This window comes from Streptosporangium sp. NPDC050148, from assembly GCF_055586505.1.
The window spans coordinates 317,041-338,267 of record NZ_JBVJIA010000004.1; the positions used below are offsets into that span (position 1 = coordinate 317,041).

The 21,227-nt window shown below is 73.1% G+C and carries 19 protein-coding genes; 11 read left to right on the forward strand and 8 right to left on the reverse strand.

Features of this window, described 5'->3' with window-relative positions; all coding sequences use genetic code 11:
* Positions 1 to 30: 30 nt before the first annotated feature.
* The 5 genes from ACZ6RT_RS06355 (at position 31) to ACZ6RT_RS06375 (ending at position 5,462) form a co-directional block, all read left to right on the forward strand.
* Positions 31 to 987, forward strand: coding sequence for an STM4015 family protein (locus ACZ6RT_RS06355; protein WP_399194076.1), 957 nt, complete (start codon positions 31 to 33; stop codon positions 985 to 987).
* Positions 984 to 2,273, forward strand: coding sequence for an STM4014 family protein (locus ACZ6RT_RS06360; protein WP_470152442.1), 1,290 nt, complete (start codon positions 984 to 986; stop codon positions 2,271 to 2,273). Before ACZ6RT_RS06355 ends, ACZ6RT_RS06360 begins: the two co-directional genes overlap by 4 nt.
* A complete protein-coding gene (locus tag ACZ6RT_RS06365) occupies positions 2,270 to 3,076 on the forward strand; it encodes an STM4013/SEN3800 family hydrolase (RefSeq protein WP_470152443.1) in 807 nt (268 codons plus the stop codon). The genes ACZ6RT_RS06360 and ACZ6RT_RS06365 overlap by 4 nt, the downstream gene beginning before the upstream one ends.
* Positions 3,067 to 4,419 (forward strand): STM4012 family radical SAM protein, encoded by a 1,353-nt coding sequence (locus tag ACZ6RT_RS06370; RefSeq protein WP_470152444.1) that lies wholly within the window; start codon positions 3,067 to 3,069, stop codon positions 4,417 to 4,419. The genes ACZ6RT_RS06365 and ACZ6RT_RS06370 overlap by 10 nt, the downstream gene beginning before the upstream one ends.
* 152 nt (positions 4,420 to 4,571) lie before the next feature.
* Positions 4,572 to 5,462, forward strand: a complete 891-nt coding sequence (locus tag ACZ6RT_RS06375; protein ID WP_470152456.1) for an STM4011 family radical SAM protein — start codon at positions 4,572 to 4,574, stop codon at positions 5,460 to 5,462.
* A 258-nt stretch (positions 5,463 to 5,720) separates the two neighbouring features.
* On the opposite strand, the gene ACZ6RT_RS06380 is transcribed toward ACZ6RT_RS06375, so the two are convergent.
* From ACZ6RT_RS06380 to ACZ6RT_RS06395, 4 genes are all read right to left on the reverse strand, one after another.
* A complete protein-coding gene (locus tag ACZ6RT_RS06380; RefSeq protein WP_470152445.1) occupies positions 5,721 to 6,794 on the reverse strand; it encodes a DUF6745 domain-containing protein in 1,074 nt (357 codons plus the stop codon).
* A gap of 109 nt (positions 6,795 to 6,903) precedes the next feature.
* Positions 6,904 to 7,230: a hypothetical protein gene (locus tag ACZ6RT_RS06385; protein WP_399194066.1), complete on the reverse strand. Its 327-nt coding sequence runs from the start codon at positions 7,228 to 7,230 to the stop codon at positions 6,904 to 6,906.
* Positions 7,231 to 7,416: 186 nt separating this feature from the next.
* The gene (locus ACZ6RT_RS06390; protein WP_399194064.1) at positions 7,417 to 8,028 is read right to left on the reverse strand and encodes a TetR/AcrR family transcriptional regulator; all 612 of its coding nucleotides are present in this window, start codon (positions 8,026 to 8,028) and stop codon (positions 7,417 to 7,419) included.
* Between the two features lie 45 nt (positions 8,029 to 8,073).
* The gene (locus ACZ6RT_RS06395) at positions 8,074 to 8,727 is read right to left on the reverse strand and encodes a biliverdin-producing heme oxygenase (RefSeq protein WP_470152446.1); all 654 of its coding nucleotides are present in this window, start codon (positions 8,725 to 8,727) and stop codon (positions 8,074 to 8,076) included.
* A gap of 156 nt (positions 8,728 to 8,883) precedes the next feature.
* On the opposite strand from ACZ6RT_RS06395, the gene ACZ6RT_RS06400 reads away from it, so the two are divergent.
* Complete coding sequence (locus tag ACZ6RT_RS06400) at positions 8,884 to 9,312, forward strand: hypothetical protein (RefSeq protein WP_470152447.1); 429 nt, start codon at positions 8,884 to 8,886, stop codon at positions 9,310 to 9,312.
* 19 nt (positions 9,313 to 9,331) lie between these two features.
* Here the strand turns inward: ACZ6RT_RS06400 and ACZ6RT_RS06405 are convergent, their stop codons facing one another.
* From ACZ6RT_RS06405 to ACZ6RT_RS06420, 4 genes are all read right to left on the reverse strand, one after another.
* The gene (locus ACZ6RT_RS06405) at positions 9,332 to 10,654 is read right to left on the reverse strand and encodes an acyltransferase family protein (RefSeq protein ID WP_470152448.1); all 1,323 of its coding nucleotides are present in this window, start codon (positions 10,652 to 10,654) and stop codon (positions 9,332 to 9,334) included.
* Entirely contained in the window at positions 10,647 to 11,387 is a 741-nt protein-coding gene (locus ACZ6RT_RS06410; protein WP_470152449.1) for an alpha/beta hydrolase, read from the reverse strand. The genes ACZ6RT_RS06405 and ACZ6RT_RS06410 overlap by 8 nt, the downstream gene beginning before the upstream one ends.
* A 229-nt stretch (positions 11,388 to 11,616) precedes the next feature.
* The gene (locus ACZ6RT_RS06415; RefSeq protein ID WP_399194055.1) at positions 11,617 to 12,273 is read right to left on the reverse strand and encodes a response regulator; all 657 of its coding nucleotides are present in this window, start codon (positions 12,271 to 12,273) and stop codon (positions 11,617 to 11,619) included.
* Positions 12,270 to 13,568 carry a sensor histidine kinase gene (locus tag ACZ6RT_RS06420; protein ID WP_470152450.1) on the reverse strand — a complete coding sequence of 433 codons (1,299 nt, stop codon included), beginning with the start codon at positions 13,566 to 13,568 and terminating at the stop codon, positions 12,270 to 12,272. The genes ACZ6RT_RS06415 and ACZ6RT_RS06420 overlap by 4 nt, the downstream gene beginning before the upstream one ends.
* Before the next feature lie 262 nt (positions 13,569 to 13,830).
* Here ACZ6RT_RS06420 and lon point away from each other — a divergent pair, with 262 nt between their 5' ends.
* From lon to ACZ6RT_RS06445, 5 genes are all read left to right on the forward strand, one after another.
* Entirely contained in the window at positions 13,831 to 16,218 is a 2,388-nt protein-coding gene (gene lon / locus ACZ6RT_RS06425) for an endopeptidase La (RefSeq protein WP_399194051.1), read from the forward strand.
* A 259-nt stretch (positions 16,219 to 16,477) separates the two neighbouring features.
* Entirely contained in the window at positions 16,478 to 17,074 is a 597-nt protein-coding gene (locus ACZ6RT_RS06430) for a hypothetical protein (RefSeq protein ID WP_399194049.1), read from the forward strand.
* Between the two features lie 156 nt (positions 17,075 to 17,230).
* Positions 17,231 to 18,772, forward strand: coding sequence for an acyl-CoA synthetase (locus tag ACZ6RT_RS06435; RefSeq protein ID WP_470152451.1), 1,542 nt, complete (start codon positions 17,231 to 17,233; stop codon positions 18,770 to 18,772).
* 260 nt (positions 18,773 to 19,032) lie between these two features.
* Positions 19,033 to 19,155 (forward strand): hypothetical protein, encoded by a 123-nt coding sequence (locus tag ACZ6RT_RS06440; RefSeq protein WP_399194045.1) that lies wholly within the window; start codon positions 19,033 to 19,035, stop codon positions 19,153 to 19,155.
* Between the two features lie 435 nt (positions 19,156 to 19,590).
* The gene (locus ACZ6RT_RS06445; RefSeq protein WP_470152452.1) at positions 19,591 to 20,988 is read left to right on the forward strand and encodes a S1C family serine protease; all 1,398 of its coding nucleotides are present in this window, start codon (positions 19,591 to 19,593) and stop codon (positions 20,986 to 20,988) included.
* The last annotated feature ends 239 nt before the right edge of the window (positions 20,989 to 21,227 follow it).

A 21,227-nucleotide genomic window follows, 5' to 3' on the forward strand; every position in this document is an offset into this window, starting at 1 on the left:
CCTGTCACTTACGCCCGAGGGGAGCCTGCCATGGACCACAGCGAGTTCGACGACAAGGTCGACGGTCTCTACAAGGGGCGGTACGCCGGCCTGCCCATCGAGGGCCTGCGCCCGCCGGGCGCCCCCATGCCCGTGGCGGGCGAGACCGCCTGGCGTCTGTCGGCCGACGTCTACGACTCCGAGGAGAGCCTCCCCGACCAGGTCGCGCGGTTCTTCGAGACCGTCGAGACCACCGAGGTCAAGGCGATCATCATCGGCGGGTGGGGCGAGGCCTACGAGGAGAGCTCCGCGGAGATCGTCGGGCTGCTGACCGGGAACGCGTCGCGCCTGCCCGCGCTGCGCTCGCTCTTCCTGGGCGCGATGCCGTCGGAGGAGTGCGAGATCTCCTGGATCCAGCAGAGCGACGTCACGCCGCTGCTGGAGGCGTTCCCGCTGCTGGAGCGGCTGGAGATCCGCGGCGGCACCGAGCTGGTGTTCCGGCCGGTCCGGCACGAGCACCTGAAAGTGCTGCGCTTCGAGGCGGGCGGGCTGCCCGCCGCCGTGGTCAGGGCGGTCGGCCAGAGCGACCTCCCCGCCCTGGAGTACCTGGAGCTCTGGCTCGGCACCAGCGAGTACGGTGGCGACTCCACCGTGGCGGACCTGGAGGCGATCCTGTCCGGCGAGCGGCTGCCCGCGCTCAGGCACCTGGGGCTGCAGAACAGCGAGATCCAGGACGAGGTCGCCGCCGCGGTCGCCTCGGCCCCCGTGGTGGCGCGGCTGGAGTCGCTGGCCCAGTCGATGGGCGTGCTCACCGACGAGGGCGCTGAGGCGCTGCTCTCCGGCCAGCCGCTCACCCACCTGCGGCGCCTGGACCTGCACCACCACTTCATGACCACCGCCATGGTCGAGCGCCTGACCGCGACGTTCTCCGGCTCCGGCGTCGAGCTCGACGTGTCCGAGCAGGAGGAGCCCGACGGCGAGTGGCGCTACATCGCGGTCGCCGAGTGACCGCGCTCGCCGTCGTCGGCACCCCCGGGGAGCGGCGGGTCACCCTGTTCGCCGAGGCCTGCGCCCGGCACGGCCTGGCCGAGCCCGCGTCGCTGCCGTGGACGTCCGTGCTGCGCGGCGAGGAGATCCGGCTCGCGCCGGGCACGCTCGTGCGGATCGACTCGCCGGGTGAGGACGCCGAGGCGGACGAGCTGCTGCGCGGCCCGGGCGCGCCGTCCCGGGTCGGTGGCGGGGCCCGCTGGTACGCCGCCTTCACCGCGGGAACGGCACGGATCCGCCAGGCCGTCGCCCGGACGCCCGGCGCCGTGCTGCTCGCCGACGTCGGCGAGATCGCGGTGATGTTCGACAAGCGGCTCTGCCACGCCAGGCTGTCGGCCGCCGGTGTCCCCGTGCCCCCGGCCCTTCCCGGCCCGATCGAGGGGTACGGGGAGCTGCGCCGGCGGATGGGCGAGGCCGGATGGGGCCGGGTGTTCGTCAAACCGGCCCACGGCTCGTCGGCGTCCGGGATCATCGCCCTGCAGGCCCGGGGCGCGAAGGTCAAGGCGGTGACCTCGGCGGCCCTGGAGGCCGGTGAGCTGCACAACTCGCTGCGCCTGCGCTCCTACGAGCACGAGGGCGACCTGGCGCTGATCGTCGGCCTGCTGTCCGCGGACGGGCTGCACGTCGAGCGCTGGTTCCCCAAGGCGAGCCTGGCCGGGCGCGCGATCGACCTGCGGGTGGTGGTCGTGGACGGCGTGCCCACCCACGCGGTGGTCCGGGCCGGGCGCGGCCCCATGACCAACCTGCACCTCGGGGGCTCGCGGGGCGACCTCGGCGAGGTCCGGGCCCGGCTCGGTCCCGAGGGCTGGGCGCGGGCGCTGGACGTCTGCGCGCGGGCCGCGGCCTGTTTCCCGGGAAGCCTGGCCGTGGGGGTCGACCTGATGATCGGCGTGGACTGGCGGACCTTGGCGGTGGCCGAGGTCAACGCGTTCGGCGACCTGCTTCCCCGGCTTCAGGGGCTGCCCGGCGGCGCCGCCGAGGGCCTGGACACCTACGACGCCCAGGTCCGGGCGATCCTGGCCCGGTCCGGGCCGTCCGGGCGGGAGACGTCCGAGCCGGGGACGGCCGGACAGGAGACGTCCGAGCGGAAGACATCAGGGTCTGGGAGGGGCGGTTCCGGGACGGACGGGTCCGGGGCGGCCGGACCGGAAAGGGCCGGGCAGGAGACGTGCGGGCGCGAGGCGCCCCGACCGGGGTGGGCCCGCGCGGTCCCCGCCCGCAGGGAGGCCACCCCGTGCGGGACATGAACGAGATCGTGGGCAGCCACGACCTGCTGCTGGTCACGCTCGACACGCTCCGCTACGACGTGGCCGAGGAACTGCTCGCGGCCGGACGGCTGCCCACCCTGGCCCGGGCGCTGCCGGGCGGGCGCTGGGAGCGCCGGCACAGCCCGGGCAGCTTCACCTACGCCGCGCACGCGGCGATCCTCGCCGGGTTCCTGCCCACCCCGGCCGCGCCGGGGCCGCATCCGCGGCCGTTCGCCGCGGCGTTCCCCGGCAGCGAGACCACGGCCCCGGGCACCTGGGTCTTCGACGCGCCGGACCTGCCCGGCGGGCTGGCCGCGGCCGGCTACCGCACGATCTGCGTCGGCGGGGTCGGATTCTTCAACAAGCTCACCCCGCTCGGGTCCGCGCTCCCGGCGCTGTTCGCCGAGAGCCACTGGGAGCCGGGGTTCGGGGTCACCGCCCCCGCCTCGTTCGAGGCGCAGATCGCCTGCGCCGAGCGGGCGGTGGCCGGGGCCGACGGGCCGGTCTTCCTGTTCGTCAACGTCTCGGCGCTGCACCAGCCCAACTGGTTCCACCTGCCGGGCGGCACCCCCGAGCAGGGCGACGGCCCGCGCAGCCACGCCGCCGCGCTGGAGTACGTCGACCGGCACATCGGCAGGCTGTTCGCGCTGATGAGCGAGAGGCGGCCGGGGTACGCGATCGTCTGCTCCGACCACGGCACCGCCTACGGTGAGGATGGATATGTCGGGCACCGGATCGGCCACGAGGTCGTCTGGACGGTGCCCTACGGTGAGTTCACGATGGAGCGGGGGCGATGGCGGTGACGGTGACGTCGGATCCGGGCGCGAGCCCCTACCAGGGGTACGTCTACGCCTACCCCCACAAGACGGCCTACCGGCCGCTCGACCCGCGCCCCTCGCTGGAGCGGGTCTGGGCCGACGAGCCCCTGGGGCACCTCTTCCTCTACCTGCACATCCCGTTCTGCGAGATGCGCTGCGGGTTCTGCAACCTCTTCACCCGCACCGGTGCCCCCGAGGAGCTCGTCGACGCCTACCTCGACGCGCTGGAACGCCAGGCCCGTGCCGTACGGGACGCCCTGGCCGGGCCCCGGTTCGCGGCGGCGGCCATCGGCGGCGGCACGCCGACCTACCTGAGCGCCGCCGAGCTGACCCGGATGTTCGACCTCACCGAGAAGATCACCGGGGCCGACCTGCGGGCCGTCCCGCTGGCGGTGGAGACCTCCCCGGCGACCGCCACGGCCGACCGGCTGGCGGTCCTCGTCGAGCGGGGCACCACCCGGATCTCGATCGGCGTGCAGAGCTTCATCGACGCCGAGGCCCGCGCGGCGGTCAGGCCGCAGAAGCGGCAGGAGGTCGAGACGGCGCTCGGCCGGATCAGGGAGGCCGGGTTCGAGACGCTGAACCTCGACCTGATCTACGGCATCGACGGGCAGACCGAGGACTCCTGGTGGTACTCGCTGGACGCCGCGCTGGCCTGGAGGCCCGAGGAGATCTACCTCTACCCGCTGTACGTCCGCCCGCTGACCGGCCTCGGCCGCCGTGCCCGCGACTGGGACGACCAGCGGCTCGCCCTCTACCGGCAGGGCCGTGACCACCTGCTCGCCGCCGGGTACGAACAGGTCTCGATGCGGATGTTCCGGCTGCCGGGCCGCTCGTCCCCGGCCGAGTACACCTGCCAGAGCGACGGCATGGTCGGGCTCGGCTGCGGCGCCCGGTCCTACACCTCGGACCTGCACTACTCCTACGAGTACGCGGTCGGCGCCGGTGCGGTGCGCGGCATCATCGACGACTACGTGCGCCTGCCCGCGGAGGAGTTCGCGGTCGCCAACGTGGGCTTCACGCTCGACGAGGAGGACCGGCGCCGCCGCCACCTGATCCAGTCGCTGCTGCAGGCCGAGGGCCTGGAACGGGCGGCCTACCGCGACCGCTTCGGCGCGGAGGTGGAGACCCACTTCGGTGAGGAGCTGGAACGCCTGGCCGCCCGGGGCTGGCTGGAGCACCCGGCCGCGGACGGTCCGGCCGGGCCCGGTACGAGGTCCGGGCGGGTCCGTCTGACCGCCGAAGGGCTGGCTCACTCCGACGCGATCGGCCCGGCGCTGTTCTCCGACCGGGTCCGGACGCTGATGGCCGGCTACCGGGAGCGGTGACCACGATGCCCGATCCGGTGGACGCCCCGGCTCCCGAAGGGCCCGTGTCCGGGCCACCGTCCCCGAGGCCCGCGATCCCGAGGGTGTCGTCCCCGCTGCTCGCGACGCCGTCCAGAAAACCCACGGTCCTCGCCCCGTCCACGACCCCGGCCGTGCCGTCCGTCGGCGGGCGGGACTCCGGGCACCTGACGATCCTGTACCGGGGCCCGCTGGCGAGCTGCGACTACGACTGCCCCTACTGCCCGTTCGCCAAACGGCGCGACGACCCCGGCCGTCTGAGGCTGGACCGGGCCGCGCTGAAACGCTTCACCGCCTGGGTGGCCGGTCGTGACCACCCGGTCTCGGTGCTCTTCACCCCGTGGGGGGAGGGGCTGGTCCGCTCCTGGTACCGCACGGCGATGGTCGGGCTGAGCCATCTCGCGCACGTACGCCGGGTCGCCATCCAGACCAACTTCAGTTGCCGGCCGGACTGGCTGGCCGAGGCCGACCTGGACACGCTCGCCCTGTGGGTGACCTACCACCCCGGCCAGGTCGGCTACGAGCGTTTCCTCGCCCGCTGCCGGGACCTGGTGGCCCGGGGAGTCCGCTTCAGCGTCGGTATCGTCGGGCTGCCCGAGCACCTCGATCATGCCCGTCGCCTGCGGGCGGACCTTCCCGACGAGGTCTATCTCTGGGTGAACGCCGCCGAGGGCGCCCTCTACACCGACGAGGAGGCGGACGCCTGGACGGTCGTCGACCCGCTGTTCCGCTACAGCCGGACGCCGCACCGCAGCGCCGGGCTGCCCTGCCGTACCGGGGAGAGCGTGATCTCCGTCGACGGTGACGGCACGGTGCGGCGCTGCCACTTCGTCCCGGACACGCTGGGCAACCTCTACGACGGCACGTTCCGGCCGAGCGCCAGGGCGTGCCCGGCGGCGTTGTGCGACTGCCACATCGGGTACGTGCACCTGGAACCGACCGGCCTCTACGACGTCTTCGCCGGTGGGATCCTGGAACGGATCCCGGCCCGTCTCGAGCGGACGGGCCGGTCGATGCCCGGCTGATCGACGCCCCGACGGTTCGACGCCTCGGCGGTCCGGGGTCTCGACGCCCCGACGCCCGGACGGCTCGACGCCTCGGCGGTCTGGGGTCTCGACGGCTCGATGACCGGACGGCTCGACGCACCGGTGAGTGGGTGGATGGCCCGGCTGACCGACGGAGCGGTGGACCCGCCTTGGCGGGAGGCCGATGGGCCACCCGGGCAGGAGACCTGGGCGATCGCGGAGCCGACCGGCCTTCTGCCCGGGGATCGGGCGGTCCTGTCAGGTCTCACGCTCGGGGTGGTAGTCGGACTCGGAGAGCTGGAAGGTCCATGCCACGCCCTCGCGGGCGGTGCGGGTGGCGGGCGGGACGCGCAGCCAGTAGCGGTTGAACGTGCCGTCGGGCTCGGCGGTGGAGTTGACCACCTCCACCATCACCACCGGCTCGTCCTCGCCCAGCTCGATGCGCCACAGGACGCCGGTCTCGTCGCGGTGCACGGGGGTGGCGCCGGACTCGGCGAGGTACCGGTCGTAGCCGAAGTGCTCCAGCATGACCCTGCGCAGCTCGGCGTTCTGCTCGGCCCGGATGCGCGCGGGGGTCAGGTTCGCGATGGAGGCGCCGAAATCGGATGGGACCGGCATGCCGTGCCAGGCGTGCAGGGCGAAACCGTCCGGATAGACCAGGGCCGGGCCCTCGCCGCGGTGAAGCCTGTCGGAGTCGTCACGGTGCAGCTCCACCGGCCGCTCGCAGATCAGCACGACACGCTCGAACGGCCACCACCAGCCCGCCGCCTCGGCCACCTGGACCAGGCCCGCCACCTCGGGACGGCCCAGCGCGTCGAACAGGGAGAGCCACGGCGCGTCGTGCTGGCCGAGCACGGCGTCGAGCGTCGAGGCGCGCAGCGCGGCCCCGGCGGCCTCCGACTCCTCCGACGCGGCCACGGCCCTGCGGATCTGGGTGACCAGCCGGTTCACCGGCCGCCAGAGACGGTCACCGGTCAGCGACCAGGCCAGCGGCCAGGCCGTGGTGCCGAGCGCGGAGTGCACCTCGGCCCTGGCCTGCTCCCAGGGCCTGGTCCGCACCGCGTCACGGACCGTCCTGCCGGCACCGAGCGTGACGATCGCCCTGGCGCCCGCCACGGGGGAGTCGACCCAGATGATCTTCTCGGGCTCGGGCAGCCCGCCGATCCGGTAGGCCAGCCGCACGCCCCCCTCGGCCGCGGGCCGTTCGGCCGGCCCTTGGCGGAAGGCCACCTCCTCCCAGCTGAGCGCGGAGGAGGTCAGCGACTCGGCGGTCTCGGCCGTGAGGAGCCCGGCCGGCCCGGCGGGGGCGGAGGTCTGGGTGATGGCGGTCAACGTGTGCTCCTGGGGTGGGCGGGGCGGTCGAGCGGGATCGGTCAGGATGGGACGGGCGGATCGGCCGGGCGGATCGACCGGACGAGCCGGACGGGCCGGTCGGGTGGGATCAGTCGGCGACGACGCGGAAGGCGCCCGGCACGTACTCGCGCTGGCGCTGCACGCGATACCACCCCTTGGGCAGCGGGATGGCGCCGTGCTCCTCGTGCACGACGCGCCCGCCCGAGGGGACGTGCAGGAAGTCGGGATCCATCGGACGCAGGCCGCGCACCAGGGTGCCGGGGCCGACCACCGCGTGCGCGTGACCGGTGGCCTCGCCCAGGGCCAGCACCAGACGCCCCCGGGCGTCACGCGGCACGGACGGCGAGGACAGCGCCGAGGCGGGCACCGCCTCCTCGGGAACGGGGATGATCAGGACGTCTCCCTGGCGATACATCTGGGACTCCTTGCGTCGGGGTTGAGGAGAAACTAGCCGCCCCCACCGACATTTCCCGCCGGCATCGATTCCTCATCGGTGCTCTCCCCGCGCCGCTTCCCCAGCGTCGATCGCCCGGCGTCGACGGAGACCTCGAACGTCACCGCTCCAGAACGCGTCCGGTCCACCCGGCCCCGGCGCGGGGCGTCAGGCGGGTTCCGGAGCGTGGCGGCTCAGGCCGCGCAGGACGAAACCCGAGACGATCTCCTCGGCCTCCCGCGGTGTCACCGCGCCGCTGAGCAGCGGCACCCGTTCGGCGCCGATGACGGCGAGGATCATCCGGGCGGTGGCGGTCACGTCGGGGGCGTGGAAGTCACCGGAGGCCACACCGCTGTCGATGATGCCGGTCAGGATGCGCTGCATGGGCGCGACGTGGTCGGCCAGGCGCTGGTAGGCGTCCGGGCCCAGCGCGGCGGACAGGTCGGCGGGACCGGGGTGGGGGTGGGCGAGCAGCCCGTCGAGCTGGAGCCTGACGAACACCCGCAGGCGTTCGGCGGGCGTGGCCCGCTCGGGCAGCTCCCGCTCGTAGGCCTCGATGAAGTAGTGCGTCACCCGCTCGGTGAAGGCGAGCAGCAGCGCCGCCTTGTCGGGGAAGTAGTTGTACAGCACGGTCCGGGTGATCTGGGCCTCACCGGCCACCTCGGTCATGGAGATGGCGTCGATGCCCTGGTCGCGGGAGAGCCGCGAGACCGCCCGCAGGATGCGCTCCCGGGTCTGGGCGCGGTGCTCGCCGACGGTCGCGGCCGAAATCCGGGGCATGGCCCCATGGTCGCACAGCACCGGCTCCGTGGTCAGGCGCCGTGGTCAGGCCGCGTACTCCGGCCGGGTCACCCGGGCGAGCTCGCCCAGGACCTCGGTGTTCAGCAGGTAGGCCAGCCTGGTCTCACGGATCAGGCGCCGCTTCTCGGCCTCGTCCAGCGGCAGCGCGTCCAGCCTGGCGCGGTAGTCGTTCTTGAAGCGGGGCAGGCTGCCGATCCCGTCGAAGCGGTAGAAGTCGACGCCGCCGCCCGGCCGGTATCCGTAGATCTTCTCCAGCTCGATCCGGATGAACTGCCCGCCCGACAGGTCGCCCATGTAGCGGGTGTAGTGGTGGGCGATGTAGCCGCCCGGCCAGGTGGCGACCTGGTTGATGCGGGCCACCAGGGTCAGGGTGGGCTTGGAGGGCTCGATCCTCGACCGCCAGCCCGATCCGTAGATCGTCTCCAGGTCGCGGACCAGCGCCTCCTCCCGGTACAGCTCGGGGACGACGAACGGTGCCGCGACGGGGTCGCCGGCCAGCGAGCGCGAGGCGCTCTCCAGGGCCACGTACGCGAAGTAGTGCTGGGCGACCATCTCGCCGTAGGCCTCGGGGCTGAGGCTGCCGGCCATCAGCGCCTTGAGGTAGCTCTCGTCCTCGGCGGACTCGTGATCACCCCAGGTGGCGTTCCTGAGCACTTCGGAGAACGGCGGCTCGCTCATGATCACTCCGCGACGAGGGAAATTTATGACACAGTGTCACAAAAAGCCCGTCTCCACGTCAAGCCGACCACGACGACCCCGTAGCGGCCGGTCTATCCTTCGACGCGGTGACCCGGTGCGGGCGGGCCGGGAAGGGCCCCGCGAGGAGGCATGGACATGGGAATCTCGATCTACTACACCGCGCGCCGTGACCGCGAGCTCGACGGGCAGGAGCTGGACCGGGTCGCCGGGATCCTGCTCCAGGAGAACGCGGAGCTGTTCGAGCGGCTGAACCGGAGTCTGCCGGGCTGGAAGGAGGAGGGGATCGTCCCCGAGTACGTCACGGACGCGGGGGAGATCTGCGAGGAGTTCGGCTTCTACGGCATGGACGGGTCCAGGGACCCCGGCGTGGTCCTGGAGGGGTCCACCAAGGTCTCCCACGGAGACTGCGGGATCGAGCCCATGCTCGCGCAGCTGGAGCACTACATGGGCTCCACGCTCGGACGGCTCAGATCCGCCCTGCCGGGCACCGAGTGGGACGTCCACGTCGACGACCAGACACTGATCTGGGACGAAGATAGCGGCGAGTACGCCTTCACCTCCTGAGGCCCGTCCCCATGGCCGCTCACGGCCTGTCCGCGGCTCGCCCCGGCCCCGCCGGCACCGGTCCGCGGGACCCGGCCCCCGGCCGTCCCGGCGACGGCCCTTCCAGAACCGGTCGTTCCTGCACCGGCCCTTCCGGCACCGGCCGTTTCGGCGCCGACCGTCCGAGTACCGGCCGTCGCGGTACCGGACGTGGGAGCCAGGCGAGCGCGAGGACCGCCGCGAACACCGGAAGCCAGGCCAGCCGGTACGCGATCCAGGCCGGTTCGGCGGGAAGGCCCAGCAGGCCGGGGACGTCGCCGAAGCGCAGCGCCGCCACGGCGATCAGCGACGGCGCCGTCTGGTGCCACAGGAAGATCGTCATCGCCGAGAGGTTCACCAGCGCCACCGCGGCCCACACCCGGGGACGGCGCATCAGCCGGGTCAGCGGCTCGCGTACCAGCAGCGCCAGCCCCACCTGGGCCAGCCCGAAGCAGACCGCGGCGAGCGTGGGCGGGCCCAGGTTGGAGACGGCCGCCCCGGTCACCCCCACCATGCTCGCCGGGTAGCCGAAGCCCGCGACCAGCGTCACCGCCCCGGCCGCCCCACAGGCCAGCAGCCCCGCCGCCACCCGGCGCGAGGCGAGCATCCCGCCCGCCAGGGCGATCCCGAGCGCGTACGGCACCAGCCAGCCGGCCACCAGGTTCGCCCACCCCACCCAGGCCGGGCCGCCGAGCCCGAACCGGACCAGGTCCGTCCCGAGCACGACCGCGAACGCCACCACGGCCGTGACGCCCGGACGGACACGGAGCAGCAGCGGGGTGGCCGCGGTCAGCGCGGCGAAGACGGCCAGGAACCACAGCGGCCCGACCGCGGGCAGCGCCATGGACCGGATCGTCTCCACCGGTGTCCCGCGCAGCGCCATCCCGGCAGCCGTCCCCGCCCAGACCAGGACGAGCGGCACCGCTGGCCCCAGCAGCCTCCGCATCCTGGCACGGAGACGGCCGGACCCGTCTTCCCGGACGTGCCGGTCTTTCGGGCCCTCCCGGCCGTGCTGGCCCTCCCCGTCTTTCGGGTCCTGTCGGCCGTGCCGGTCGGCGGCCGGCCTCAGGCTCCGGGCCGCGGCGTACCCGCCCACGAAGAAGAAGACCGCCAGCGTCTGCAGCACCCACGAGGCCGGGGTGAGCGCGGGCAGGTGGGCGAGCGGGCTGGACAGGCGCACCCTCCCGCCGGGGCCGTGCACCCAGCTCGTGACCAGCCAGTGCCCGGCGACCACCCCGAGGATCGCCAGCGCGCGCAGCGCGTCCATGCCCCGGTCCCGGTCGGCCGGGGTGGCCGCCTCGATCCGGGAGACGAGGTCAGCCACGGGTCACCTCGCCCGTCCGGCCGAGGGCGATCAGCGTCAGGTTGCGCAGGGACACCCCGCCCGGTGCGAAGTAGTCGCTGTGCCCTGCGGCGCCCGCCGCGAACGTCCGGGCTCCGAAGGCCGGTCCCACCGGGTCGGGACCGAACCCGAGGGGCCCGATCCGCGTCTTGGGGACCTTCCGCATCCAGTCGCCGCCTCCGCTGCCGGCCCACAGCCGGGCGCCGCCCATCCCGGCGGCAGGGGAGACGCCCAGGCCGGGACTGCCGACGACGGCCACGTCCGCGACGCCCGACCCGGGCGCGGCCTTGGCGCACACGACCGAGCCGTAGCTGTGGCACAGCAGGCTGACCCGCTTGCCCCGGAGCGTCTCGGTGACGTACCGCCGCAGGCCGGAGGCTCCCCGCTCGGCCGCGCCTCCGGTCAGCACGGCCAGGCTCACGGTGGCCGGGCTGTCGTACCCGAGCCAGGCCACCACCGCCAGCCGGGCGCCGGGGGCCAGCGCCCGCGCCTCGGCCAGCACCGCCCGGGCACCGCCCCCGGGGGTGCTGTACGGCTTGGCCCGGCCGCCGTCGAAGGTGGCGGCCGTGGTGTCGGAGCCCGGGACGACGACCGCGACGTGCTCGGCGGTACGCAGGTCGCCGTAGACCTTGATGATCCGGTCACCCGGTGGGGCGGGGACGAGCACGTAGGTGAGGGTGGCGGCGGTGACCACGGCGAGCGCGCGGCTGGGCATCGGGAACTCCTGTCCGGTCGAGGAACCGGACAGCACGCTAGAAATCCAGGCGGGTCACTCACATCGCCCCGGGGGACGTACCCCGGGGGTCCCCCCGGAGGGGGAGACGGACCGGGCGCGCGACCGAGCGGGGTGAGACGGGCGGGGCCGCAGGCGCAGGCGGCGTGCAGCGGGTGGGGCACGCAGGCCGGGCGAAGTGAAACAGGTGGAGGCACGCGGGCCGGAGCGGTCACCCGCCCGGGCGGACCAGCCCGGTCTCGTAGGCGTACACGATCGCCTGGGCGCGGTCGCGCAGGTTCAGCTTGGCCAGGATCCGGCCGACGTGGGTCTTGACGGTCTGCTCCGAGAGCACGAGCTCCTCGGCGATCTCCTGGTTGGACCTGCCCCGCGCGATGAGCGCGAGCACCTCGGTCTCGCGGCCGGTGATGTCGTCCAGCCGCCCGCGCGGCCGGTGCGGGCCGACGCGGGCGAACTCCGCGATCAGCCGCCGGGTCACCGAGGGCGCCAGCAGGGCCTCCCCGGAGGCCACCACCCGGACCGCCTCGGCGAGCTGCTGCGCCGAGGCGTCCTTGAGCAGGAACCCGCTCGCTCCGGCCCGCAGCGCCTCGTACACGTAGTCGTCGAGGTCGAACGTGGTCAGGATCAGGACCTTCGGCGCGGGGTCGGTGACCTCCATGATCCTCCGCGTCGCCTCGAGGCCGTCCATGACGGGCATCCGCACGTCCATCAGGACGACGTCGGGCCGCAGCTCGGCCGCCCGCGCCACGGCCTCGCGCCCGTCGGCGGCCTCTCCCACGACCTCGATGTCCGGCTGGGCGCTCAGGAAGACGGTGAAACCCGTCCGCACCATCCCCTGGTCGTCGGCGATGATCACCCGGATCGTCATGCGTTCTCCATGATCGGCAGTATGGCGGTGACCGCGAACCCGTTGCCGACCGGCCCGATCCACAGGCTCCCGCCGAGCATGGACACGCGTTCCCGCATTCCGATCAGGCCGTGTCCCGCCGGTCCCGGCCGGTCGGGGGAGCGGTGCCCGGCGGTGTTCGTCACCTGGACGCGCAGCTCGGCGCCGGAGCGGACGATCGTGATCGAGACGGTGGAGCCGGGCGCGTGCCGCATGGCGTTGCTGAGCGACTCCTGGGCGATCCGGTAGGCGGACAGGCTCACCGCCGTGGGCAGGCCGGTCAGGTCGCCGCCGAGGTGGAGCGTCACGGTCAGCCCGGCGGAGCGCGCGGTGCCGACGAGCTCCTCCAGGCGGCCGAGGCCCGGCTGCGGCGCGGTGTCGCCGTTCTCGTCGCCGTCCCTGAGCACGCCCAGCACGCGGCGCATCTCGTTCATGGCCGTGAGCGAGAGCGTGCGGATCTGCCCGAGCCCCTCCTCCAGGCGCGCCGCGTCCCCGGCCGCCTGCAGCGGGACGGCCTCCGCCTGAATGGCGATCACGGACATGTGGTGGGCGACGACGTCGTGCAGCTCCCTGGCGATCCTGGCCCGCTCCTCCAGCACGGCCTGCCCGTCCAGCGCCTGCCTGCTGCGCCGCTCCTCCTGGGCGAGCCTGCCGAGGGCCAGCCGCCGGGCGCGGACGTTGTGCCCGAACAGGACGGTCACGGTGAGGACGACGGTGACGACGGCCAGCGAGTCGGAGTGGATCGTCAAGGCGCCCAGGACCGAGATGCCCCACACGCCCAGGGTGATGCGCCGATCGCAGCGCACCGCGACCGAGTAGACCACCAGCGTGAACATGACCGCGGCGGCCGAGGTGTACGGAATGCCGAGGAACTGCCGGGAGATGTCCGTGCCCAACGGCATCAGCAGCGCCGCCGACCGCCAGGCGGCCAGGGGCCAGCGATGGCGCAGCGCGAGCGGCAGAGAGAAGGCCGCGGCCACGAACGCGAGCCCCTGCACGTCCATGGGAGAGTGCGTCTCGGCCGCGAGCTCCTTGAAGCGGATGAACCCCGTCTGGAACAGCAGGAAGGTCAGGGCCAGGTCGGCCAGCAGGACCAGGTCGACGGTCCGGAACGGCAGCACCCCCAGGAAGTGGGGCACCCGCGCGTTGAGCCGGCCGGTCCGGGGCCGGGCCGGATCGGGCACCCCGGTCACCGCCGCCTCGACGAGCGGGGTGATCAGCCGCAGGACGCCCTGGCGGGCCGCACGCGCACGCTGCCGGGGAGGACGGGAAGTCACCCGGTCAGCTTAGGCAGCCCGGCCGCGCCCCGCCTCACCCCGCAGGGTGACGCCGCAGGTCACCCCCTGGGGTGAGAGGGCCGGTCGTCCCGGTGCCTCCCTGGGTGAGAGCGGTGGCTCACTCGTGGTTCCCGGGCCGGGGAGGCGGCTCCAAGGCTTGCGATTACATCATTACGATCGCTCACAGTGAACACGCTCATCCTCGGGAACATTCTGGGGCTCCCATTAATTGAGCCTGTATAACTCAACCCTTGGAGTTCACATGAGTGAGAGCTTGATCCTCCCGGTCCTGCCGCTCGACGACGAGGTCGTGCTGCCGGGCATGGTGGTCCCGCTTGACCTGTCCGAGCCCGAGGTCCGGGCCGCGATCGACGCGGCGCAGGCTCTCGCCGAGAACAAGCCCGAGGTCCTGCTCGTTCCCCGGATCGACGGCCGGTACGGTTCGGTGGGCGTGCGGGCGATCGTCGAGCAGGTGGGAAGGCTTCCCGGAGGGGAGCCCGCGGCCGTGGTGCGGGGTGCCGACCGGGTGCGGGTGGGCACCGGCACGACCGGCCCGGGTGCGGCCCTGTGGGTGGAGGCCACGGTCATCCCCGTGATCGCGGCCGGTGAGCGGGCCCACGAGCTCGCCAAGGAGTACAAGGCGCTGGCCACCACGATCCTGCAGAAGCGGGGCGCCTGGCAGGTCGTCGACGCGGTCAACCAGATGAGCGACCCCTCGGTGCTGGCCGACAACTCCGGCTACGCCCCCTGGCTGAGCACCCCGCGCAAGGCCGAGATCCTGCAGACCGCCGACCCGGCCGACCGCCTCGCGATGCTGGTCGAGTGGTCGCGCGAGCACCTGGCGGAGCTCGACGTGGCCGAGACGATCCGCAAGGACGTCCAGGAGGGCATGGAGAAGCAGCAGCGCGAGTTCCTGCTCCGCCAGCAGCTGGCCGCGGTCCGCAAGGAGCTCGCCGAGCTCAACGGCGACACCTCCGCCTCCGAGGAGGAGGACTACCGCGCCCGCGTCGAGGCCGCCGACCTGCCCGCCAAGGTGCGCGAGGCCGCGCTCAAGGAGGTCGACAAGCTGGAGCGGACCTCCGACCAGTCTCCCGAGACCGGCTGGATCCGCACCTGGCTCGACACCGTCCTGGACATCCCCTGGAACGAGCGGACCGAGGACTCCTACGACATCGCCGCGGCCCGCGCCGTCCTGGACGCCGACCACACCGGCCTCGACGACGTCAAGGACCGCATCATCGAGTACCTGGCCGTCCGCGGGCGCAGGGCCGAGAAGGGCCTGGGCGTGGTCGGCGGTCGCCGCAGCGGAGCCGTGCTCGCGCTGGCCGGTCCCCCCGGGGTCGGCAAGACCTCGCTCGGCGAGTCCGTGGCCCGCGCCATGGGCCGTACGTTCGTCCGCGTCGCCCTCGGCGGCGTCCGCGACGAGGCCGAGATCCGCGGCCACCGGCGCACCTACGTCGGCGCGCAGTCCGGCCGGATCGTCCGGGCCATCCGCGAGGCCGGCTCGATGAACCCGGTCGTGCTGCTCGACGAGATCGACAAGGTCGGCTCCGACTACCGGGGCGACCCGACGGCCGCGCTGCTGGAGGTGCTCGACCCGGCGCAGAACCACACCTTCCGCGACCACTACCTGGAGGTCGAGCTCGACCTGAGCGACGTGCTGTTCCTGGCGACCGCCAACGTGCTGGAGTCCGTGCCCGGCCCGCTGCTGGACCGCATGGAGATCGTCACGCTGGACGGCTACACCGAGGACGAGAAGGTCGCCATCGCCCGCGACCACCTGCTCCCGCGCCAGCTCGACAAGGCCGGCCTCACCGCCGAGGACGTCGTCATCGGCGAGGACGCGCTGCGCTCGCTCGCCGGGGAGTACACCCGCGAGGCCGGGGTCCGGTCGCTGGAGCGCTCGATCGCCAGGATCCTGCGCAAGGTGACGGCCAACGTCGCCCTCGGCGAGGGCGAGCTGCCCGTGCAGGTGGGCGACCTCGTGCCCTACCTGGGACGCCCGCGTCACGTGCCGGAGTCCTCGCTTCCCGAGTCCAGCCAGCGTACGGCGGTGCCCGGCGTGGCCACCGGGCTGGCGGTCACCGGGGCGGGCGGCGACGTCCTCTACGTGGAGGCGTCCCTGGCCGACCCCGAGACCGGCGACACCGGCCTGACCCTGACCGGCCAGCTCGGCGACGTCATGAAGGAGTCGGCCAGGATCGCCCTGTCCTACCTGCGCTCGCGCGGCGCGGAGCTGGAGCTGCCGGTCGGGTCCCTCAAGGACCGCTCGGTGCACGTCCACTTCCCGGCCGGAGCCGTTCCCAAGGACGGCCCGTCCGCGGGCGTCACCCTGATCACGGCCCTGGCCTCGCTGCTGTCCGGGCGGCAGGTCCGCGCCGACGTGGCGATGACCGGTGAGGTCTCCCTCACCGGCCGGGTGCTGCCGATCGGCGGGGTCAAGCAGAAGCTGCTGGCCGCCCACCGGGCGGGCATCACCACCGTGCTGATCCCGGCGCGCAACGAGCCCGACCTGGACGACGTGCCGCAGGCCGTGCGCGACGAGCTCACCGTGCACACGGTGAGCGACGTGCGCGAGGTCCTGGCCATCGCGCTCACCCCGGCTCGGACGGCCGGGACGACCGGGACGAGCGAGCGCACCGCCGCCTGATCCCGCGGTCACCGTGACGGCCCGTCCCCCCGGGAGATCTCCCGGGGGGACGGGCCGTCCGTCGTCCCGCCGGGGGAATCCCGCCGCTCCGGCCGACCGCGATCGGGCCGCCTTTTAGCGATATTCCAGGATTTGTCCAGCAAAAAGGAAAGTGATCAATGGAGTGACCTCGGGTTTCAAGCGAAGTGAAAGTAACGGGCAATCGGGACGTCGTACAACAGGGGAGACAAAATCCTCACACCCGAGAGGAACCCCTCACATGCGATTCGCCACCCGAATCATTCTGGGCGCCGGAGCGGCGGCCCTGCTCGCGACGGGCGCCCCGGCGATGGCCAACGCCGAGACCGCCGCCCCCGTCCAGAACGCCGCCGTGACGGCTCCCTACTTCTCCGACACCTGGGGGCCCTACACCTCCGGTGACGAGAGGGCGGAGGCCGAAGGCAAGGTCACCGTGGAGAAGAAGGCCGTCAAGCACTGGTACTGGAAGAAGTACTCCAAGCTCGTCAAGAAGTGCGGCTGGTACCACGGCAAGAAGAAGTGCGTCTGGGTGAAGAAGTGGTACAAGAAGCACCAGTGGAAGTGGGTGCACGAATACCACTACACCGTCGACAGCACGCTCACCAACCACAAGTGGTGGGGCAGGTCGAAGCACTCCTGCGCGTGGGAGACCTTCAAGGTCGTGAACTTCGACGGCTCGACCGACGTCACCCGCTTCAAGAACTGCTCGAAGAAGCCGGCCTCCTACTCCTTCGAGGGCAAGAACGCCGAGCACATCTACGTCAAGGTGAGCCGCGGGCACCACGGCCACCCCAACGGCTACCAGAGCGGCTGGAAGCCCGTCTACCACCACGCCTGATCCTCGGGCACGCGGAGCCCGGCCCCTGCGCGGGACCGGCCCGTGACGTGACGCCGCCGCACCGATGACGAACGGAGCCCGGTCCCCTCGCGGGGGCCGGGCTCCGTGACGTGCGGGTCTTCTCAGTGCACCCCGAACCGAGTAATGTTCGGTTTCATGCACCCGGGAGCCATCGCAGCAGTATCGCCGGACAAACCCGCTGTGATCATGGCGGAGTCCGGGCGGGTCGTCACCTACCGCGAGCTGGACGAGCAGTCCAACCGCCTGGCCCACCTCTTCCGCTCCGCCGGGCTGCGGCCGGGCGACCACATCGCCTTCATGCTGGAGAACCACCCGCTGTTCCTGGCCGTCGCCTGGGCCGCGCACCGCTCCGGCCTCTACTACACCGCCATCAGCTCCCGGCTGAAGACCGAAGAGCTCGCCTACATCGTCGACAACTGCGAGGCCCAGGTCTTCATCTCCTCGGCCGCGCTCGCGGACGTGGCCGCCTCCGTCACCGACCTGACCCCCAGGGTCAAACTCAGGCTCATGCTGGACGGCACCGTCCCGGGCTTCGAGCCGTACGAGAAGGCGGTCGCCGCCCGTCCCGCCACGCCCGTCGAGGACGAGTGCCAGGGCGCGGACATGCTCTACTCCTCCGGGACCACCGGCCGTCCCAAGGGCGTCAAGCCCGCCCTGTCCGCGGCCCCGCTGGACACCCCGGGGCCGCTGCTGCAGCTCATCCAGTTCCTGTTCGCGCCCTCGGCCGACAGCGTCTACCTCTCCACGGCGCCGCTCTACCACGCGGCCCCGCTGCGCTACTCCATGAGCTTCCAGCGGCTGGGCGCCACGATCGTGGTGATGGAGAGGTTCGACCCCGAGCAGGCGCTCGCGCTCATCGAGCGCCACCGCGTCACCCACTCGCAGTGGGTGCCGACCATGTTCATCAAGATGCTCAAGCTGCCCGACGAGACCCGCGCCCGCTACGACCTGTCCTCGCTGGCCTGCGCCATCCACGCCGCCGCCCCCTGCCCGATCCCCGTCAAGGAGCGGATGATCGACTGGTGGGGGCCGATCGTCCACGAGTACTACGCCGGGACCGAGGGCAACGGCTTCCTGTACGTCGGCTCGAAGGACTGGCTGGAGCACAAGGGCACCGTCGGCCGCCCCCTGCTCGGCGTCGTCCACATCTGCGACGAGGAGGGCAACGAGCTGCCCCCGCGCGAGCACGGCACGGTCTACTTCTCCGACGGCCCCCAGTTCGTCTACCACGGCGACGAGGCCAAGACGATGTCCTCCCGCGACCCGCTCGGCCGGGGCTGGACGACCCTGGGGGACATCGGCTACGTCGACGAGGAGGGCTTCCTCTACCTCACCGACCGCCGCTCGTACATGATCATCTGTGGCGGGGTCAACGTCTACCCGCAGGAGGCCGAGAACGTCCTGTCCGTCCACCCCAAGGTGGCGGACGTGGCCGTCTTCGGCGTACCCGACGAGGAGCTGGGCGAGCAGGTCAAGGCCGTCGTCCAGCCGACCTCCATGGACATGGCCGGCCCCGGGCTGGAGGCCGAGCTGATCGAGTACTGCCAGGCCCACCTGGCGGTCTACAAGTGCCCCCGGTCGGTGGACTTCCGCGACGCGCTGCCCCGGCACCCGACGGGGAAGCTCTACAAGCGCCTGCTGCGCGACGAGTACTGGCCCGCCACGCCGTCGTCCTGACCATGTTCCCGGTACGGGCGGGGACGGATCCCGGTGCTCCCCGCGGTTCTCACCGGCTCGCGCGTAGCCCGTACGGGAGAAAGCGTCCCCGAACATCCGGTTCCGGACCCGCCCGAAAGGGAAGATCCGTTCAACCGGGTCCGGCGGAAAGGCGTTCGGGAAGGCGTCGTACCGCCGTGGGCCGGTGCCGTCGGTCGTCTATCCCGGAGGGATCTCACATGACGCAACCCCAGCCACTCATGTGCAGGACGTGCGGAGCAATGGTGGAACACCCCGGACGTCATCGGGAATGGCACGAGGCCCTCGAACGCCTGGTGCCCGGCCTGGGCGCCGAACTGGAGAGAACGCAGGGGAACGGCACGGATCAGGGCTTCACCTTCTAGCGGGCACCGACCGGCTCTCCGGCGGGCACCCGGCCGTCACGTCGCGCCCCTGTCCGGCCTCCGGGCCTTCGGCCGTCGCGCCCCCGCCCGGCCCCGATCGTGACCGGGGCCGGGCCGGGCCGCGCCGGACGGGGGCGGAGGCGGGCGTCCGCGGACGGCGGGACGGAGGAACGAGGCGGGCCCGGGCGCGTCCCGGGCCCGCGCCGACGGGCCCGGTCACCGGCTCCGCGGCCGTCCCGGAGAATTTCCCGGGCCCGATCTCCGGCCTCGGACAGGGCTCCGAGCACGGCTGATAAAGCCGTTGTCAGGAGAAGGCGATCATCCCGATCACACGCTTAACCAGGTCTTACGCGTCGTCGGGCATGCTTTTCCTCAACCGGTGGACACCGGTTTCCACCCCGTCGAACCGGGGGGATGTGGGACGTGGGGGAAGACATGGACCCGACAAGGAACGAGCAGCAGGCCACACCGACCGAGGCGACCCCCCGGAACGACGGATGGACCCAGTTCGGCAAGGAACCGCCGCGGGCCGGGGCCTACCGCTCCCGTACCGACGACACCGCGCCGCAGCCGACGCTGATCCACCCGGTGCCCGAGCACCTCGGCGCCGACGCTCCCGGGCACACCGGCGGGCACGGCGGGTACGGGGGGCACGGGACGCCCGGGGCCTGGGGCGCCCACGGCGCGTCCGGTGGGGCGCCCGCGCCGCGGGGGCGGCTGAGCGCGGGACAGAAGGTGGGGGCCGGGCTCGCGCTGGCGGCCATGGCCCTCGGCGGCGGGGTTGCAGGGGCCTTCGCCGCGACGGCCCTGAACGAGCCCGTCGCGGCGGTCTCGTCGTCGGGCCCGGTCGTCAGCCGGGTGGGCAACGTGACGACGGTCGCCGACATCGCCGAGGCCGTCCAGCCGTCCGTGGTGTCCATCGAGGTCAGGACCGCCGCCGGTGGGGGTGAGGGCTCCGGGGTGGTGCTCTCCTCCGACGGCCTGATCCTGACCAACAACCACGTGGTCGCGGCCGGGGGACAGGGCGGCGAGGGGCACCGGGTGACCGTCAGGTTCAGCGACGGCAAGAGCGCCACCGCCGAGATCGTCGGCACCGACCCGGCCACCGACCTCGCGGTCATCAAGGCGCAGGGCGTCTCCGGCCTCACCAAGGCCTCGATCGGCGACAGCGACCGGCTCAAGGTGGGCGACCCCGTCCTGGCCATCGGCAGCCCGCTGGGCCTGTCCGGGTCGGTGACCGCGGGGATCGTCAGCGCGCTGAACCGCACGCTGACCGTCGGCGGGGGCCAGGGGCAGCAGCAGCTCCCGCCCGGCTGGGGCGGGCAGGAACAGCAGGGCGGCGCCGCCCCCACGACCATCGGCGGGGCCATCCAGACCGACGCGGCGATCAACCCGGGCAACTCGGGAGGCGCGCTGGTCAACGCCGCCGGGCAGGTGGTGGGCATCAACACGGCCATCGCCACCAACGGCGGCGAGGGCAGCATCGGCGTCGGCTTCGCCATCCCCATCACCACCGCCAACCAGGTCGCCCAGGAACTGATCAAGGACGGCTCGGTCTCGCACGCCTTCCTCGGCGTGAGCGTGACCGACGCCACCGGCGACGCGGGCGGTGCCCTGGTCGGCCAGGTCACCGAGGGCAGCCCCGCGGCCGAGGCGGGCATCAGGCAGGGCGACCTGATCACGAAGATCGACGACACGGTCGTGGACGAGGCCGCCACCGTGGTCGGCGCGGTCCGCGGCTTCAAGCCGGGCCAGCGGGTGACCCTGTCCTACGTCCGGGACGGGCAGCCCCAGACGGTCACGGTGACCCTCGCCGAGAAGACCGGCGAGTAGGGTCCGCACGGGTTTCACGCGGCGGGGGGGGGGGGGGGGGGGGGGGGGGGGAGGGGGGGGGAGAGGGGGGGGGGGGGGGGGGGGGGGGGGGGGGCAGAGGGGGGGGGGGGGGGGGGGGGGGGGGGGGGAGGGGGGGGGGAGGGGGGGGGGGGAGGGGGGGGGGGGGGGGGGGGTGGTCGGGGGGGGGGGGGGGGGCTCCACGAACTCTTCCGGCTTGGCCCAGCGGTCCACCGGGTGGT

Excerpts from the sequence above, each read along its gene's own strand:
- ACZ6RT_RS06355 (WP_399194076.1), top strand. The coding sequence starts at position 31 with ATGGACCACAGCGAGTTCGACGACAAGGTCGACGGTCTCTACAAGGGG.
- ACZ6RT_RS06365 (WP_470152443.1), top strand. The coding sequence starts at position 2,270 with ATGAACGAGATCGTGGGCAGCCACGACCTGCTGCTGGTCACGCTCGAC.
- ACZ6RT_RS06370 (WP_470152444.1), top strand. The coding sequence starts at position 3,067 with ATGGCGGTGACGGTGACGTCGGATCCGGGCGCGAGCCCCTACCAGGGG.
- ACZ6RT_RS06385 (WP_399194066.1), bottom strand. The coding sequence starts at position 7,230 with ATGTATCGCCAGGGAGACGTCCTGATCATCCCCGTTCCCGAGGAGGCG.
- ACZ6RT_RS06390 (WP_399194064.1), bottom strand. The coding sequence starts at position 8,028 with ATGCCCCGGATTTCGGCCGCGACCGTCGGCGAGCACCGCGCCCAGACC.
- ACZ6RT_RS06395 (WP_470152446.1), bottom strand. The coding sequence starts at position 8,727 with ATGAGCGAGCCGCCGTTCTCCGAAGTGCTCAGGAACGCCACCTGGGGT.
- ACZ6RT_RS06400 (WP_470152447.1), top strand. The coding sequence starts at position 8,884 with ATGGGAATCTCGATCTACTACACCGCGCGCCGTGACCGCGAGCTCGAC.
- ACZ6RT_RS06410 (WP_470152449.1), bottom strand. The coding sequence starts at position 11,387 with ATGCCCAGCCGCGCGCTCGCCGTGGTCACCGCCGCCACCCTCACCTAC.
- ACZ6RT_RS06415 (WP_399194055.1), bottom strand. The coding sequence starts at position 12,273 with ATGACGATCCGGGTGATCATCGCCGACGACCAGGGGATGGTGCGGACG.
- lon (WP_399194051.1), top strand. The coding sequence starts at position 13,831 with ATGAGTGAGAGCTTGATCCTCCCGGTCCTGCCGCTCGACGACGAGGTC.
- ACZ6RT_RS06430 (WP_399194049.1), top strand. The coding sequence starts at position 16,478 with ATGCGATTCGCCACCCGAATCATTCTGGGCGCCGGAGCGGCGGCCCTG.
- ACZ6RT_RS06435 (WP_470152451.1), top strand. The coding sequence starts at position 17,231 with ATGCACCCGGGAGCCATCGCAGCAGTATCGCCGGACAAACCCGCTGTG.
- ACZ6RT_RS06440 (WP_399194045.1), top strand. The coding sequence starts at position 19,033 with ATGGTGGAACACCCCGGACGTCATCGGGAATGGCACGAGGCCCTCGAA.
- ACZ6RT_RS06445 (WP_470152452.1), top strand. The coding sequence starts at position 19,591 with ATGGACCCGACAAGGAACGAGCAGCAGGCCACACCGACCGAGGCGACC.